This is a genomic window from Paramesorhizobium salinisoli, from assembly GCF_003335045.1.
GTDB lineage: Bacteria > Pseudomonadota > Alphaproteobacteria > Rhizobiales > Rhizobiaceae > Paramesorhizobium > Paramesorhizobium salinisoli.
Genome location: NZ_QOZG01000006.1, coordinates 46,721 through 60,836 on the forward strand (window position 1 = coordinate 46,721; position 14,116 = coordinate 60,836).

Genomic DNA, 14,116 nt, shown 5'->3' on the forward strand with positions numbered 1-14,116 from the left:
GCGATCAATCAAAGCATCGCCTTTTGGGGCAGGGGAAAGCAGACGGAGACCAATATGCCGTCGTTGCGCGGACGCACCCGCAAGCTAACTGTGGAGAAGGCCAACACCGCTGGAGATCTCGATATCCGTGCCGAGTTTGCCGGATTGCTCACGAAACCGGCGCAGGATCCTCTCGGCACTTGCACCTGTAGTCAGATGCGGAACCATCCGTTTTTCCAGCATGCCATCGTTTAATGCCTCGTTGCCACCGATGATGACGGGGTAGAAGGTGATGTCGATCAAATTATTGTCTTCCCCAAACGAGCACAGCCCGATAACGCTTTCCCAGACCTCCGGCGCAGTCCAGGTCGACTTCTCCGATTTCACATGGAAGATGAAATTGCCGAGGCTGTAGAATATGGGTCGGCACTTATAAATCTCGACCGGCTGCAGAACAGGTGCACCGTGGCTGACGAACATGGCCGCACCCGCGTCAATGCATTGCTTTGCGACGCTGCTGACCCACTCAGGAACCTGGTACCAGTCCGAGGCCCAATGATGGTGATGGAGATAAGCTATGACGAGACAGCCCTTTTCGGCGGCAGCCGCGATCGAAGCGAGGTTCCGCCTGATGTCGTCCTCATCGATCTTAACGCTTCGACCGAACCGGTTGGATCGCCTGAAGACACCACGCGCGATCCCGACCTCGGCCTCCAGATCGAGGTGAGGGGGGTCGTCAGGCTGGCTGTCGTTGGTAAGGTCGATAGCCGTGTAGCCTACCTTGTCTCGAACGGCCCGGATCTGTTCGAAGGTGGCCTGGTCGACATCCATAATCTGCGATAATCGGAGGCGGTTGACGCCGGGACGTTCCGGGCGATCGTCGCACCGGTTTTCGGCATACATGAAATCCGGGCCAGGGCCACCGTCCATCGCGACCATGGCTACGTGTCGCTGCCCGATTGTCCCAATACGGGCCTGAGCGGCTTCGGCACGGTTGCGACCAAGCCCGGCATGGAGAAAGCCTCGTTTTTCGACCTCCTCCAACGTCGAAAGCACCCCGGACGGTCCCAGATCGAAGGCATGATTGTTCGAAAGCGAAAGCGCCTGGAACCCTACCTCCTTGAGTGAATCCAGCACGACCGGCTCGCTGCTGCCGAAGAATGACCCCTTGAGCGGCCATCCTCCGTAATTTCCAAGGATTGTTCCCTCGAAATTGGTGAATGCAAGATCTGCTTTGTGCAGTAGCGCCTGGACCTCCTGAAAAGCTGGAGTGCGGATGTGGCGGACATCCCGCTTTATGAGCGACTGGCCGGTGACGGCCAATGTGAAGCTGCTGTTCATATGTCACCTTCTGTGGCGACGAATCGCCAATCTTTCCCAAGAATTAGCTGTTTGGATCCACCGCTGCGCGCTGTGGAGGACCGTCGGTTTTCAATGGGTGAAACGACGGGGCCGGGCATCAATCAAGCTGCGCGTGTAGGGGTTTTGGGAGTGCGAGAAGATGAAGTCGGAAGGCCCGAAATCTTCCACCCGGCCATCCCTAAAGATGTAGATGGTACTGCAGAGGTCCTGCACCAGTGCAAGGTCATGGGAGATGAAGATCATCGATATGTTCCGCTCCGTGACGCTTTCTTTGAGAAGCTGGACGATTTCAGCTTGAACGGAGACGTCCAACGCAGATGTCGGCTCGTCGGCGATCACGATCTGTGGCCTTGCAAGCAGCGCGCGAGCAATTGCGACGCGTTGTTTCTGGCCGCCGGAAAGCTGATGCGGATGACGGCCAGCCAGGCTTCGGGCGAGACCGAGCCGATCCATCATCGCCCCCATGTCCGGTGGTTCTTCGCCGGACACAGGACTGACCCCAAACCGGATGCTTTCGCGCAGTGTTTCTCCGACGGTTGTTCTGGGGTTCAGGGATACTGCCGGATCCTGGAAGATCATCTGTACCCGGCCCAGGAGGCCGGTTCGACGGCCGTTTCGCGAAACGTCGAAGTCACTTTCGCCGATTTTGACCCACCCGGCACGTGCCGTGTCCAATCCCGCGATGATGCGGCCGATCGTCGTCTTACCGCTTCCGCTCTCGCCGACAATGCCTGTGATCGCGCCGCGCGGGATCTGGATGTTCACGTCCTGCAGCGCGAACCCGGCCTCTCCGCTAAGACGGCCCCATTGTAGTCCTGGTGCAAAAAAAGTCTTCGAAACACCCTTTGCAACCAGTATAGGGGGTTCGCGGTCGCGTTCGGCAAAGGGCGTGGTTGAGGTCTTGCTGATTTCCCTCTCCGACACTGTCCTGGAGGTCCGCAGCCGCGGAACTGCGGCAAGAAGGCCACGCGTGTACTCGTTTTGCGGGGCATCGAGAATGGTGGAGGTGACATCTTGCTCCACTATCTGGCCGTTTCGCATGACGACGACCCTGTCGGCAATCTCGGAGATCACACCCATGTCATGGGTGACCAGAACAATCGAGATGTTCGTCTCGTCGACGAGATTTCGAAGTAGCGCGAGAACTTGCTTCTGGACCGTTGCATCCAGCGCAGATGTTGGCTCGTCGGCGACGATGATGTCAGGAGATCCCGCAAGAGCGATCGCGATAACCACCCGCTGTCGTTGTCCCCCGGAGAATTGGTGGGGATAGTTGCGGTGCCGTTTATGCGGTTCAGGGATTCCGACGCGCGCCAGCAATTCAAGTGTGCGCGTTCGAGCCTGAAGTTTGGAAAGAGAACTGTTCGTCGCCAGAACCGTTTCTTCCACTTGTGCGCCAACGCTCATCAGCGGGTCGAGCGAGGCTGTGTGATCCTGGAAGATTGCGGATATCCGCCGCCCTCTAATACCGCCCGATCCTTTTCCGTCTGCGGCGTCAATGGCTTTTCCGCCGAACTCGATTGTTCCCGTCGCCCGCTGAAATTCGGGTGCGAGCAGGTCGATAATGGCATTGCCGAGTGTCGACTTCCCGGCACCCGACTCTCCGATGATACCGAGAATTTCGCCGCGGCCCAGCTCGAAACTCACGTCATGGAGGATCGTCACCGGCCCTGATGCGGAGAGATAGCGAAGGCTGAGGTTATTCACCCGAAGCAATGGCGCATGTGTGGTTTCAGGTGTCATATCGAACGGCTCCTTGGGTCGAGACGGCGTCGGACGTCCTCACCGACAAGATTGATGCTTGCGATCAGGCCGAAGAGGGCTAGGCCTGGAAAAAGGCTGATCCAGTACTGACCGGTCAAAAGGTACTGAAACCCGTTGGCGACCGTGGAACCCAGGGAAGGTTTGTCCATCGGAACGCCCAGGCCCAGGAAGGACAAAGTCGCCTCGAGCGCAACGGCGTGGCCGATCTCGATGGGGATCAGGGTCACGGCCGACGCAATGCTGTTGGGAAGCAAATGGCGGAAGATGATCCGAGACGTGGGCAGCCGCATCAGCTTGGCCGCATCCATGTAGGATTTGCCGGTTTCGCTGAGTGCAATACCGCGCACCACCCTTGCATAGGTCGCCCATTGAGCGATGATCAGGGCCAGAATGATGCGGTCAATCCCGGGTCCGAGCGTGACGATGGCGATCAGTGCGATGAGAATTGTCGGCAGGCTCAGCTGGAGATCGACCAGCCGCATGATTGCCACATCGACCCACTTGCCGAAATAGGCCGCACTAACGCCGGCCGTAAGCCCGATCAGAGCCGCGACGGTGGCACTGGTGATCGAAACGAAGAGGCTGATGCGCAAACCGTAGAGAATGCTGCTGACGATATCCCTGCCGAGGCCATCCGTCCCGAGCAGGTATATAAAGCCTCCACTCCCAACCGTGCCAGGAGGGGAGGAGGCTTCCCATCCGTAGATCTGCAGCGGGTCGTATGGGTTTTGCGGAGCGATAGCCGGCGCCGCAAGGGCAAGCAGGACATACGCCGCAAGCACGACTTTGGATAGGGTCAGAGCCTGCCCGAATGGAGGCCTTCTCAGTACCCGTATGATTTCGGCTTTCATGATGTCACCTTCATGCGGAAAGACGCACACGCGGATCGAGCACGGCGTAAAAGAGGTCGACCAGGGCGTTGAGTGCGACGAAAGCGACCGAGATGAAGGTCAATGTAGCCATCACCACGGGTCGATCGAGGAGCTGGATGGAGTCGATCAGCAGTTTGCCTACGCCTGGCCAGGCGAAAATCGATTCCACGACCACTGCAAAAGCGAGCATGCCGCCGAATTGCAGGCCGATGATCGTCACGATCGGGACGCTGATGTTCGGGAGCGTATGGCGGAACAGGATCCTGTGTGGGGAAAGCCCCTTCGCGCGACAAAAGCGCGTGAAATCCAGCTGTTCGACTTCGATCGTGCCCGATCTTGCCAAGCGCGCGATGAGAGCGATGTTCGGTATTGCCAGGGCGAGCGCAGGAAGGATCAAATGCCACAAGCCGTTCCAGGTCAGGAAGCTCCACTCCTGCCCCAGCATGCTGGCTGTCGAGCCTCTGCCGCCGGACGGAAACCAGCCCGTCAGGATCGCGCCGAACAGGATCAGCATCATGCTCAGCCAGAATGACGGAACGCTGAGCGCGAACACGCTCGCTTTCAGGATGGTGCGATCGAGGAATGTCCTGTTCCGCCTGCCGGCAAGCAGTCCCAGTGCGATTCCGGACGGCGCGGCGACGAGCATCGCGATACATGCCAATTCGAGCGTCGCGGGCAGCTTGCTCATCACCAGGCCAAATGCCGGGAGGTGGTAGATGTATGAGGTTCCGAAATTCCCCGTGACGACATTGCCGATGAAAAGAAGGTATTGACGCCAGACGGGTTGATCCAGCCCCAGAGCGATCGTTGCGCGCCGGATATCCTCGGCGGTCGCGGTTTCGATGTTGACGATGTTGAAGACCGGATTGCCGACGCTGTGAACGCCGATAAAACCGATCAGCGACATGACGAGAAGGAGAAGGAAGGTTTGTGACAGCCTCCCCATTGCTATGGTTACCAAGGCCATGGTCAGTTACTCCGTCGCCGGAAGTGTCTGCATCGCGGTCGTCCAGCCGCGGGGGTGCATGACATAGGAGGCAACTCGGTTGCCGTAGCCGACAATGTGATGGAAGTGGTAGAGGGGAATGATCGGCTGGTCGGCCATGACGAAATCTGTCGCGTCGGCAAGCGCCTTGTTCCGCTCCGGCCCCTCCTGGATGCTCTCGGCTTTCGCAAGCATCTCATCGAAAGCCTCGTTCCTGTAGTTTCCATAGTTCAGGGCGCCGGTGCCACGCTCGGGATCTGGCGATGCCAGGAGGGCGTTGAGCATAATGTCCACGGCCTCGCCCGAGCAGCCGCCATACCAGACCGCATATTCGCCCGTCGCCCGCTTGGTATTGAACACCGAAAACGGGGCGGCTGTCGGTTGGACCTTCACCCCGATACGGGCCCAGCTTTGCGCAACCGCCTGCAAGGTTTCGCCGTCGCCGGGATAACGACCGGCAGGCCCGGCGAGAACCAGATTGAAGCCATCCGGATAACCAGCCTTGGAGAGAAGCGCCTTCGCCTCATCGAATTTCGGCGGCTTGGCGACAAGGTTCGCGGATGTACCTGGCAAGCCGGCCGGGAAAAGTTGTGAAGCAGCCGTGCCATAGCCCGACAGGATCTTGTCGGTCAGAATTCCGCGATCCGTTGCCATGGTAAGGGCTTTTCGGACCATCGGGTTCTTGAAGGGATTGGCAATCGGTTCGCCAGACTTGCCTGTCACGCCGGGAAGCGTTTCGCTCGCCATGTCGAATTGTAGAAAGTTGACACGTGCCGCCCCCACGCTCTCGATCCTGGCGCCACGCTGCTGCAAAGCGCTCACGTCGCGTGCCGGGATGGTATCCGCGACGTCGACTTCTCCTGTGGTCAATGCCGCTACCCGTGCCGCGGGGCTCTCGATCACGCGAAAGGTCACCGTCGGCCAGGCGGGTTTTTCTCCCCAGTAGTCGCTGTTTCTGGCAAGTGTCAGCGTTTCGCCGGAACTCCAGCTTGCGAATTTGTAGGGACCGGTCCCTACCGATGCATGCCGGCGTTGAGCTCTTCCGTTGTCCGGAAACCTACCGGCGGTTTTGGCATGATGAAAATCGAGGAAAACGCGAGCGGCAGTGTCGGAGCGCTGCCCATCGTTTCAACGATGACGGTCATGGGGTCCGGGGCGGACACCGATTTGATCCCGCTCACATAGGACTGGAAGCCGCCGCTTGGTGGTTTCAGGACATCCCGGATGCGCTCGATTGTGTAGATGACGTCGTCAGCGGTGAAGGGGGAACCGTCTTGGAAACTGACGTTTTCCCGCAGCTTGAATCGCCATTGCCTGTCCGAGAGCGCCTCCCAGGATGTCGCGAGGCCGGGCTGCAGGTGTAGCTGTTCATCCTGGTAGACAAGCCGTTCGTAGATATGGGAAAGCAGCGAGGTGTTTTCGTTGAGGTTCGCGTAGTGTGGATCAAGCGTCATCAACTTGTAGGATGTTGCCACGCGCAGGTCCTCCCGCGCCTGGGCCTGCCCCGATAAAGCTCCGCAGAATGCAAGCAATATCAGCAGCGCTGAAAGGAGAAGTGGGCGAAGCCTCTTTTCTTGTTTCATCTTGAAGTTCCCTCTATGCATTCTTGCCGCGGCTGGCATTGCCGGGTTGAAAGTGTTTTGACCGTGCGCGTTGCACCGGCGAAATTTGAAAATGGCGAGAAGCAAAACGCCGTGTGGAACAGGAGCAACTTGGCACTCTGGCAGGAGTCGACCGTCCCTAAATCGGTTGATAGAGTGCGCTCGTCACAACCTGGCTCCTGGTTGTGCTCGATATTGAACTCACGAACTCTGGAACCGATCGTTAGGTGAGATGCCGATGCGCGCCGATATACTCGTCAACTATAGTGCCGTTCGCTCCCAGTCTGGGGCGCCGCTGAGCACGGAAGTTCGTTTTGCTCATGGATAAGTCGGCGTTGATGTTCAGCAAATCGATGAAGACGGAACGGATTTGCACCATCCCGGGTGACCGGAGGCAAAGTTCTGCTATTGTCGGAATCAGCCATGATCCGAGCTCCTGACAGCTTGGTTGTGGTCAGATCGGGTAGGTGTTCCAGCACCTGCCTGATCGCAGAGCTGCAATGTTTCCTACAAAATGATAGAAGTCAATCAGAAAGTTTGCCTTGAACAATAATCTTCTTACAACGGAGCAATGCCGTGGGGCACGAGCTATGTTGGGCTGGAGCCAAGCAGAGCTTGCAAAGGCAGCAAACGTATCTCGACAGACCATCGCTGATTTTGAACGTGGAGCTCATCTTCCCATCAGCAACAATCTCGCGAGTATCATCACGGCTTTCCGGAACGCCGGAATAGAATTCATCCCAGAGGATGGTGGCGGTGTCGGCATTCGTTTCAAAAAACCGGACGTAGGGTAGGGCGCAGGGGATTCCGCACCCACGCGCGTCGCCGCTCATAACGAGGAGCAGCTCAAACAGGCTATCGGAAAAATCCCTCTGATGTTTTCCTCCCCCAAGCCGCTGGCCACAAGGAAAATGCGAAACGCGACGCGTCGATTGAGCACTCAAAGAGTCAGCACGATAAAGCCCACCGTTCGTGGAATTTCTCTCGTATGTGGACGCGTATATGGAGAGGACCGCTGGCTACGCTGACCTTCGTGTCAGCATCTACCTGACCGCTTGTGAAGATCACCGTCCCAGGCGCGAGCATCGTGCCGCAACCATAGGTGATCAGAACGGCACTATCTCGCTGCGGCAATACATCTGTGTGATCTGATTGTGCTTGACCCGAAACTGGCGTCGCTTTGCTGCAGGTGCCTTGCTGTCGGCGATTCTTCCAAGGTGCTGAGCGAACGGCCGGACAGTCTTGCCCGGCGCGCGCCGGTGTTCAGTTTTCCGCGAAGTGTAGGCTAGTGATGGCAATCCTCGACCGGGTGGAAGTCTGGTCGCGGCAGGACGACCACGAAGTATATCCAAGCGGGCTCACGCTGACGAAACCCGTAGCATCTCGATCAGCGCCCGCAACGCCGCAGGCGCTTGCCGGCGACCGGGATAATAAAGAAAGAAGCCCGGGTAGGAGGGACACCAGTCCTCCAGCACGCGGATCAACCGTCCCGAAGCCAGATGGTCACCGATATACTGCTCGGTGGCATAGGCAAGACCAACGCCTTCAAGGGCTGCTCCGACCATCAGATCCGGATCGTCAAGCACGAGCGGTCCCTTCACGGCATCATTGACCGCCCGCCCGTCTTTCTGGAACTCCCAGCGATAAAGAGCGCCGCTTCCAGTCTGACGCCAACCGATGCAGCGATGCCGATACAGATCGCGGGGCGTCTTGGGCGGTAGGAAACGCGAAAGGTATTCCGGTGAAGCAACGACCGCCGTTTGCAGGTCGGGGGTCACGCGCGGGGCGATCATGTCGAGGTCGAAGCTTTCTCCTAATCGTATGCCAGCATCAAACCCCTGTTTTACAATTTCGACGAAACCGTTCTCCGCCGCTATCTCCAACGTGACGTCGGGTACTGATGGGCGAACGCCCGGAATTTTGGAGTTAGAACGCGGGCGACGACTATGCGCGTCACGCTAAGCCACACTTGAGGCATCCGACTGTATGCCCGGTATGGGTTGACAGGTGATTCTGTTATCGATAACACTTCGGAAGTGGAGGGGCTTTGGTGCACGCTGTGCAACGCAGCCATGGAGATATTGCAGAACCGGAGGGGCTATGAGGCGGCTTGCGTCGTTTCTTTGGAAGTGGGTCGACATCGCGATGGCGGCCCTGCTGGGCGCGATGATCGTTCTGGTCTTTGCCAATGTCGTGATGCGCTACGGTTTCTCGTCGGGGCTGCGTGTCTCCGTCGAATTGTCGCGACTCGGCTTCGTGTGGGTCGTCATGCTGGGCGCGGCCGTTGTCCTGCGCCGCGGTGAGCATCTTGCCGTCACCGAATTTTCGGAAGCCTTCTTCCCGCGGGCGGTTCCGCTGTTGCGCCGACTGGCTTGGCTCGTCGTTTTGGTGTCCGTTTCCATGCTATTCTGGGGAGCCCTGCGCCAGACCATCGCCAACTGGCATAATATTTCGCCGCTCACCGGGCTGCCGACCGGCCTCGTCTATCTCTCCGGTGTGGTTTCTGGGTTGCTGATGGCCGTCGTCGCCATCGTTCGCCTGTTCGGAAATCCCAGTTACGTGCAGCCGCAGGTGGAGAATCACCAGTGACGCTTGCCCTTTTCCTCGGGGTGCTGATCGTCAGCATCCTCCTTGGTCTGCCCGTGGCCTTTGCCCTGCTGCTGTCCGCCATGGCGCTCATGTTGCATCTTGGTCTTTTCAGCGCGGATATCCTGACGCAATCGCTGATCAACGGTGTCGACAGCTTTCCCTTGCTCGCCGTGCCGTTTTTCCTCGTCGCTGGCGAGGTCATGGCCCATGGCGGCCTTTCAAAGCGGATCGTAAGGCTTGCCTCCTCGCTGGTCGGTCACCGCAAGGGTGGGCTCGGCTATGTGGCCATCATCACCTCGGTCCTGCTGGCAGGGCTTTCCGGTTCGGCCGTCGCGGATGCCGCCGCGCTGGTGTCGATCCTCTATCCGATGATGCGCAAGTCGGGTTATCCGGAAGGCCCGTCGATCGGCCTTCTCGCGGCGGGCGGCATCATTGCACCGGTCATTCCGCCATCGCTGCCGCTGATTATCATCGGTGTGGCCGGCAATATCTCGATCGCCAAGCTCTTTCTCGGGGGCATCGCGCCAGGACTGATGATGGGCGCGGCTCTCATGATCGTCTGGTCGCTGATCATGCGCAAGGAAACCGTTGAGACCAATCCGAAGGCCACAGGCGCCGAGCGCCTCGCCGCGCTGAAGGACGGAACCTGGGCGCTGCTCCTGCCACTGATCATCATAGGCGGCATCCGTTTCGGCATCTTTACGCCCACCGAAGCAGCGGTCGTCGCTGCCGTCTACGCGATCGTCATCTCCACGCTCATTTACCGCGAAATGGATGTGAAGCGCTTCTACGAAATTCTTGTCCGCGCGGCGCGCGCGACGGCTATGGTCATGTTCCTCGTTGGAGCCGCGATGGTCGCCGCCTGGCTGATCACCGTCGCGCAGCTTCCCCAGCAACTGGCCCAGATCCTCGGGCCGCTCGTGGATCATCCTCGCATGCTGATGGCGGTCATCATGCTCATCGTCCTCTTGGTAGGCATGGTGATGGACCTCAGTCCAACGATCCTGATCCTCGTTCCGCTTTTCATGCCGATCGTCAAGCAGGCGGGTATTGACCCTGTCTATTTCGGCCTGATGTTCGTCATCAATACGTCGATCGGCTTGCTCACGCCGCCGGTTGGAACGGTCCTCAATGTCGTTTGCGGGGTCGGCCGGGCCAGGATGAGCACCGCTGTGCGTGGGGTGCTGCCCTTTATCAGTGTCTACGTGCTGTTGCTCATCCTATTCGTGATCTTCCCCGATCTCATCATCGTGCCCATGAAATTCTTTGCAGGCTAACAGGGAGAAACGCCTATGAAAGCATTCATCAAGACAATTGGACTATCGGCAGCTCTGATGCTAGGCGCCGCTATCCCGGCCTCGGCCGATGCCGAATTGAAGCTGGCACACGCCGCTCCGGAAAGTGATCTACAACAGACGCTGTCGGTCTTTTTCAAGGAGGAGGTCGAGGCGCGTTCAAACGGTTCGATCAAGGTCTCGATCTTCCCGGCGGGCCAGCTCGGCAACGATGCGCAGATGATCGACGGCGCCCGCTCCGGCATCATCGACATCGCCATGTCGGGCCTCAACAACTTCACTGGCCTCGTGCCGCAGGCGGGCGTGTTCGAACTGCCATTCATCTTCCCGACGCGCGACATCGCCTACAAAGTGCTCGATGGAGAGATCGGGGCGGGGATTTCCGCAGAGTTCACCCAGCATGGCTTGATGGTTCTCGGCTATCCGGAAAACGGCTACCGCAACATTACCAATAAGAGGGGGCCAATCAAGAAGCCCGAAGACCTTGCCGGCCTGCAGATGCGCGTCAATAACTCCCGCGCGCTCAATGACATGTTCGCGCTGTTCGGCGCCAATCCGCAGCAGATTCCGGTCGCCGAACTCTATACGGCGCTCGAAACCGGCGTCGTTGACGCACAGGACCATCCGGTTGGCATTGTCGTCTCGTTCAAGTTCAACGAGGTGCAGAAATATTTGTCTCTGACCCAGCACGCCTATTCACCGCTGGCGCTCGTCATCAACGACCAGAAGTTCAAGGGCCTCAGCGCGGAGGAGCAGAAGATCGTCACGGAGGTAGCCAAGGAGGCGATCGCCAAGCAGCGTGACCTGAACGTCTCGAAGGAAGAGGAAATGATCGCCTCGCTGGAGAAGGACGGCATGGCGGTGAACCGCGACGTGGACGCCGCTGCCTTCCAAGAAAAGGTCCGCCCCGTCTGGGACGGTTTCATCCAGGCCAATGGCGACGAACTGGTCAACAAGATCGTCGAACTCGGCAAGAGCCAGTAATCGGCCGAAACCGGTCGGGAATTTCAGAGGCGGAGGGGCGAAAGCTCCTCTGCCTTATGTTTATAGGCGGGCTGTCCGTGCGCCAAAGAAAAACGCGGCATCTGGAAGGATACCGCGTTAGAAGGCCGGCCTTAGCGGCTACTCAGAGCCTGCATTCGTTGGCGAGCGTCACGTGATGGTGGATGCGGCCTTCAAAAAATTCGGCAAGGACCGCTTCGGTCGCGGCGCGCGCTTCTGCCCGCACCGGGCTTGCCAGCGCCTCTTCCACGGCTTCGAGGCTCGGATAGTTGATGGCGAGGATCATCGGCAGTTCCGGCGCGCCCTCGTCGCGGGCTTCCGCAAAGGAGATGCGCACGTCGGTTGCGTGCGGGAATTGCCGCCACTTCGGCAGGATGCGGTCGATGACGGCCTTTCGGAAGGCGTCCGTCTGGCCGTCCTTCACCTTGCCTTCGAACAGTGCGAAACGGGTGATCATTCAAAATTCTCCTTGTTCGGTCCCCGGAAAAATTCCATCAGCGCCGCCTGGTCCTCGCCGCCGAGGCCGGCGGCCGTCAGCATGCGGTGGATCTCGGCGCAGACAGCCGTCAGCGGCATGGCGGTGTTGGTGCGGCGGGCGAGGTCCTGCGCGCCGGAAAGGTCCTTCACCATGTTGTCGATGCGCCCCGTGCGGCGATAATCCTTCGCAACGAAGCGCGGCATGTACTCCTGCAGGATCGCGCTGTCGGCGCGCCCGCCCTTCAGCGCCTGCGGAATCTTTGCGGCGTCCACGCCGGCATCGAGGGCAAGCTGGGTTGCCTCCGCGACGGCAAGGAAGCCGAGGCCGCAGAGCACCTGATTGATCAGCTTGGTCGTCTGGCCAGCGCCGACCGGACCCATATGGGTGTAATTGCTCGCGATATGGCGGAGCACCGTGTGGGCGTCCTCCACGTCCTGCGCCTCGCCGCCGGCCATCAGCGTGAGCTGGCCGATCAGCGCCTTCGGGGCGCCGCCGGAAAGCGGGCTGTCCACCCAGCGCAGGCCTTTCGCCGCGGCATCCGTCGCCAGCTCCTTCGTCGCCTCGGGATCGATGGATGACATGTCGATGATCAGCGTGCCCGGCTTTGCGCCAGCCGCCACACCCGCCTCGCCGAAGACGGCACGGCGCACGATGGCGGGCGCATTGAGGCTGAGGATCACATAGTCGCTCGCGGCGGCGGCTTCAGCCGCCGTCGTTGCGGCGAAAGCGCCCTTGTCGACCAGCGCCTGCCGCTTGGCAGCGTCGGGATCGAAAACGGTGAGGCGATTGCCGGTCTCGGCAAGCCGCGTGCCGATGGCGCCGCCCATGGCGCCCGCGCCGATCAGCGCTACCCTGTTGCTCATGTTCGGGTCTCCTCCAGTTTGGTCGCGATGGCGGCGACGAGCGCCTCCAGCGGCTTGTCTATGTCGACGGTGATGGCCTTTTCGTCTGCTGCCGGCGGTTCGAGGACGGCGAACTGACTGTCGATGAGGCTCGGCGGCATGAAGTGGCCGGCCCGGGCGGACATACGGGCGGTGATCAGGTGCTTCGTGCCGGAAAGGTGGACAAAGGTGACGGGTGCGCCGGCTTTATCGCGGATCTGATCGCGGTAGCGACGTTTGAGGGCCGAGCAGCCGAGGATGAGGATGTCGTCAGGCTCCGTGAGCCTTTGCCCGACCAGCGTCAGCCAGGGCCAGCGGTCCTCGTCGGTGAGCGGCTCGCCGCGGCTCATCTTGGCGATGTTTTCCGGTGGGTGGAGGTAATCGCCGTCGAGATAGGTCGCACCGAGGCGGGCGGCGAGCGCCGCGCCGACGGCGGACTTGCCGCAGCCGGCGACGCCCATCAGGACGATGCGGCTTGGAATGGGGTTGGCGGCCATCTCAGAGCGAGGCCGTGATGCCGCCGTCGACATAGAGCACATGTCCGTTCACAAAGGAGGAAGCGTTGGAGGAGAGAAAGATGCAGGCACCAACCAGTTCCTCCACCTTGCCCCAGCGGCCGGCCGGTGTGCGCTTCTCTAGCCAGGCGGAAAAGGCTGTATCGGAAACGAGCGCCGCATTGAGCGGTGTGTCGAAGTAGCCGGGCGCAAGGGCGTTGCATTGTAGGCCGTATTTGGCCCAGTCGGTGGCCATGCCCTTGGTGAGATTGGCGACGGCACCCTTTGTCGCGGTATAGGGCGCGATGCCGGGGCGGGCGAGAGCAGTTTGGACGCTGGCGATGTTGATGATCTTTCCTGCACCGCGCTTGATCATGTGGCGGGCGGCTGCTTGCCCGACGTTGAAAACGGAGGAGATGTTTGTCTTCAAAATGCGCTCGAAGGCATCGGCGGCAAAGTCCTCGAGCGGCGCGCGGTGCTGCATGCCGGCATTGTTGACGAGGATGTCGATGGCGCCGAGCTCGGCCTCGAAGGTGTCGATCGCGTTGCGCACGGTCGCATGGTCAGTGGCATCGAAGGCGAGTGTGTTTTTTGCGCCGAGGCTTTCTGCAGCCGCTTTCAGCTTGACCACGTCGCGTCCGTTGAGAATGATCTCGGCGCCTGCCTCGGCGAGACCCTTTGCCAAGGCATAGCCGATGCCCTGCGAAGAGCCGGTGATGAGGGCCCGCTTGCCCGTAAGATCGAAGAGTTGGATGCTCATGTGCCCTTTGTCTCTTGGTTATAGCGATGGCGGACAGAAAGCCGCTTCACATGT

The 14,116-nt window shown here is 59.8% G+C and carries 12 protein-coding genes and 2 pseudogenes; 4 read left to right on the forward strand and 10 right to left on the reverse strand.

What is annotated here, in order from left to right; translation table 11 throughout:
- Positions 1 to 84: 84 nt before the first annotated feature.
- The 5 genes and pseudogenes from DUT91_RS14930 to DUT91_RS14950 all read right to left on the reverse strand — a co-directional run bounded on the left by DUT91_RS14930 (position 85) and on the right by DUT91_RS14950 (position 6,545).
- The gene (locus DUT91_RS14930; protein WP_114441319.1) at positions 85 to 1,320 is read right to left on the reverse strand and encodes a CapA family protein; all 1,236 of its coding nucleotides are present in this window, start codon (positions 1,318 to 1,320) and stop codon (positions 85 to 87) included.
- 90 nt (positions 1,321 to 1,410) lie between these two features.
- Positions 1,411 to 3,084 (reverse strand): dipeptide ABC transporter ATP-binding protein, encoded by a 1,674-nt coding sequence (locus DUT91_RS14935; RefSeq protein ID WP_114441321.1) that lies wholly within the window; start codon positions 3,082 to 3,084, stop codon positions 1,411 to 1,413.
- The gene (locus tag DUT91_RS14940; RefSeq protein ID WP_114441323.1) at positions 3,081 to 3,956 is read right to left on the reverse strand and encodes an ABC transporter permease; all 876 of its coding nucleotides are present in this window, start codon (positions 3,954 to 3,956) and stop codon (positions 3,081 to 3,083) included. Before DUT91_RS14940 ends, DUT91_RS14935 begins: the two co-directional genes overlap by 4 nt.
- 10 nt (positions 3,957 to 3,966) lie before the next feature.
- Positions 3,967 to 4,944: an ABC transporter permease gene (locus DUT91_RS14945; protein WP_114441325.1), complete on the reverse strand. Its 978-nt coding sequence runs from the start codon at positions 4,942 to 4,944 to the stop codon at positions 3,967 to 3,969.
- A 6-nt stretch (positions 4,945 to 4,950) separates the two neighbouring features.
- Positions 4,951 to 6,545: pseudogene (locus DUT91_RS14950) on the reverse strand (ABC transporter substrate-binding protein).
- Positions 6,546 to 7,153: 608 nt separating this feature from the next.
- Here DUT91_RS14950 and DUT91_RS14960 point away from each other — a divergent pair.
- Positions 7,154 to 7,357, forward strand: coding sequence for a helix-turn-helix transcriptional regulator (locus tag DUT91_RS14960; RefSeq protein WP_114441330.1), 204 nt, complete (start codon positions 7,154 to 7,156; stop codon positions 7,355 to 7,357).
- Between the two features lie 564 nt (positions 7,358 to 7,921).
- On the opposite strand, the gene DUT91_RS14965 is transcribed toward DUT91_RS14960, so the two are convergent.
- Positions 7,922 to 8,482 (reverse strand): LysR substrate-binding domain-containing protein, encoded by a 561-nt coding sequence (locus tag DUT91_RS14965; protein ID WP_281032619.1) that lies wholly within the window; start codon positions 8,480 to 8,482, stop codon positions 7,922 to 7,924.
- Between the two features lie 181 nt (positions 8,483 to 8,663).
- On the opposite strand from DUT91_RS14965, the gene DUT91_RS14970 reads away from it, so the two are divergent.
- From DUT91_RS14970 to DUT91_RS14980, 3 genes are read left to right on the forward strand one after another with little or no spacing between them, the layout of a single operon-like run.
- Positions 8,664 to 9,152: a TRAP transporter small permease gene (locus DUT91_RS14970; protein WP_114441332.1), complete on the forward strand. Its 489-nt coding sequence runs from the start codon at positions 8,664 to 8,666 to the stop codon at positions 9,150 to 9,152.
- The gene (locus tag DUT91_RS14975; protein WP_114441334.1) at positions 9,149 to 10,429 is read left to right on the forward strand and encodes a TRAP transporter large permease subunit; all 1,281 of its coding nucleotides are present in this window, start codon (positions 9,149 to 9,151) and stop codon (positions 10,427 to 10,429) included. The genes DUT91_RS14970 and DUT91_RS14975 overlap by 4 nt, the downstream gene beginning before the upstream one ends.
- A gap of 15 nt (positions 10,430 to 10,444) precedes the next feature.
- Complete coding sequence (locus DUT91_RS14980; RefSeq protein WP_114441336.1) at positions 10,445 to 11,431, forward strand: TRAP transporter substrate-binding protein; 987 nt, start codon at positions 10,445 to 10,447, stop codon at positions 11,429 to 11,431.
- Positions 11,432 to 11,573: 142 nt separating this feature from the next.
- On the opposite strand, the gene DUT91_RS14985 is transcribed toward DUT91_RS14980, so the two are convergent.
- The 4 genes and pseudogenes from DUT91_RS14985 to DUT91_RS15000 all read right to left on the reverse strand — a co-directional run bounded on the left by DUT91_RS14985 (position 11,574) and on the right by DUT91_RS15000 (position 14,062).
- Positions 11,574 to 11,906 (reverse strand): hypothetical protein, encoded by a 333-nt coding sequence (locus tag DUT91_RS14985; protein ID WP_114441337.1) that lies wholly within the window; start codon positions 11,904 to 11,906, stop codon positions 11,574 to 11,576.
- A pseudogene (locus DUT91_RS14990) lies at positions 11,903 to 12,802 on the reverse strand (NAD(P)-dependent oxidoreductase); the annotation flags it as partial. The pseudogene DUT91_RS14990 and the gene DUT91_RS14985, both read right to left, overlap by 4 nt.
- Positions 12,787 to 13,305: a gluconokinase gene (locus DUT91_RS14995; RefSeq protein ID WP_114441341.1), complete on the reverse strand. Its 519-nt coding sequence runs from the start codon at positions 13,303 to 13,305 to the stop codon at positions 12,787 to 12,789. The gene DUT91_RS14995 and the pseudogene DUT91_RS14990, both read right to left, overlap by 16 nt.
- A 1-nt stretch (position 13,306) precedes the next feature.
- Positions 13,307 to 14,062 carry an SDR family oxidoreductase gene (locus DUT91_RS15000; protein WP_114441342.1) on the reverse strand — a complete coding sequence of 252 codons (756 nt, stop codon included), beginning with the start codon at positions 14,060 to 14,062 and terminating at the stop codon, positions 13,307 to 13,309.
- Between the last annotated feature and the right edge of the window lie 54 nt (positions 14,063 to 14,116).

Excerpts from the sequence above, each read along its gene's own strand:
- DUT91_RS14930 (WP_114441319.1), bottom strand. The coding sequence starts at position 1,320 with ATGAACAGCAGCTTCACATTGGCCGTCACCGGCCAGTCGCTCATAAAG.
- DUT91_RS14935 (WP_114441321.1), bottom strand. The coding sequence starts at position 3,084 with ATGACACCTGAAACCACACATGCGCCATTGCTTCGGGTGAATAACCTC.
- DUT91_RS14940 (WP_114441323.1), bottom strand. The coding sequence starts at position 3,956 with ATGAAAGCCGAAATCATACGGGTACTGAGAAGGCCTCCATTCGGGCAG.
- DUT91_RS14945 (WP_114441325.1), bottom strand. The coding sequence starts at position 4,944 with ATGGCCTTGGTAACCATAGCAATGGGGAGGCTGTCACAAACCTTCCTT.
- DUT91_RS14960 (WP_114441330.1), top strand. The coding sequence starts at position 7,154 with ATGTTGGGCTGGAGCCAAGCAGAGCTTGCAAAGGCAGCAAACGTATCT.
- DUT91_RS14970 (WP_114441332.1), top strand. The coding sequence starts at position 8,664 with ATGAGGCGGCTTGCGTCGTTTCTTTGGAAGTGGGTCGACATCGCGATG.
- DUT91_RS14980 (WP_114441336.1), top strand. The coding sequence starts at position 10,445 with ATGAAAGCATTCATCAAGACAATTGGACTATCGGCAGCTCTGATGCTA.
- DUT91_RS14985 (WP_114441337.1), bottom strand. The coding sequence starts at position 11,906 with ATGATCACCCGTTTCGCACTGTTCGAAGGCAAGGTGAAGGACGGCCAG.
- DUT91_RS14995 (WP_114441341.1), bottom strand. The coding sequence starts at position 13,305 with ATGGCCGCCAACCCCATTCCAAGCCGCATCGTCCTGATGGGCGTCGCC.
- DUT91_RS15000 (WP_114441342.1), bottom strand. The coding sequence starts at position 14,062 with ATGAGCATCCAACTCTTCGATCTTACGGGCAAGCGGGCCCTCATCACC.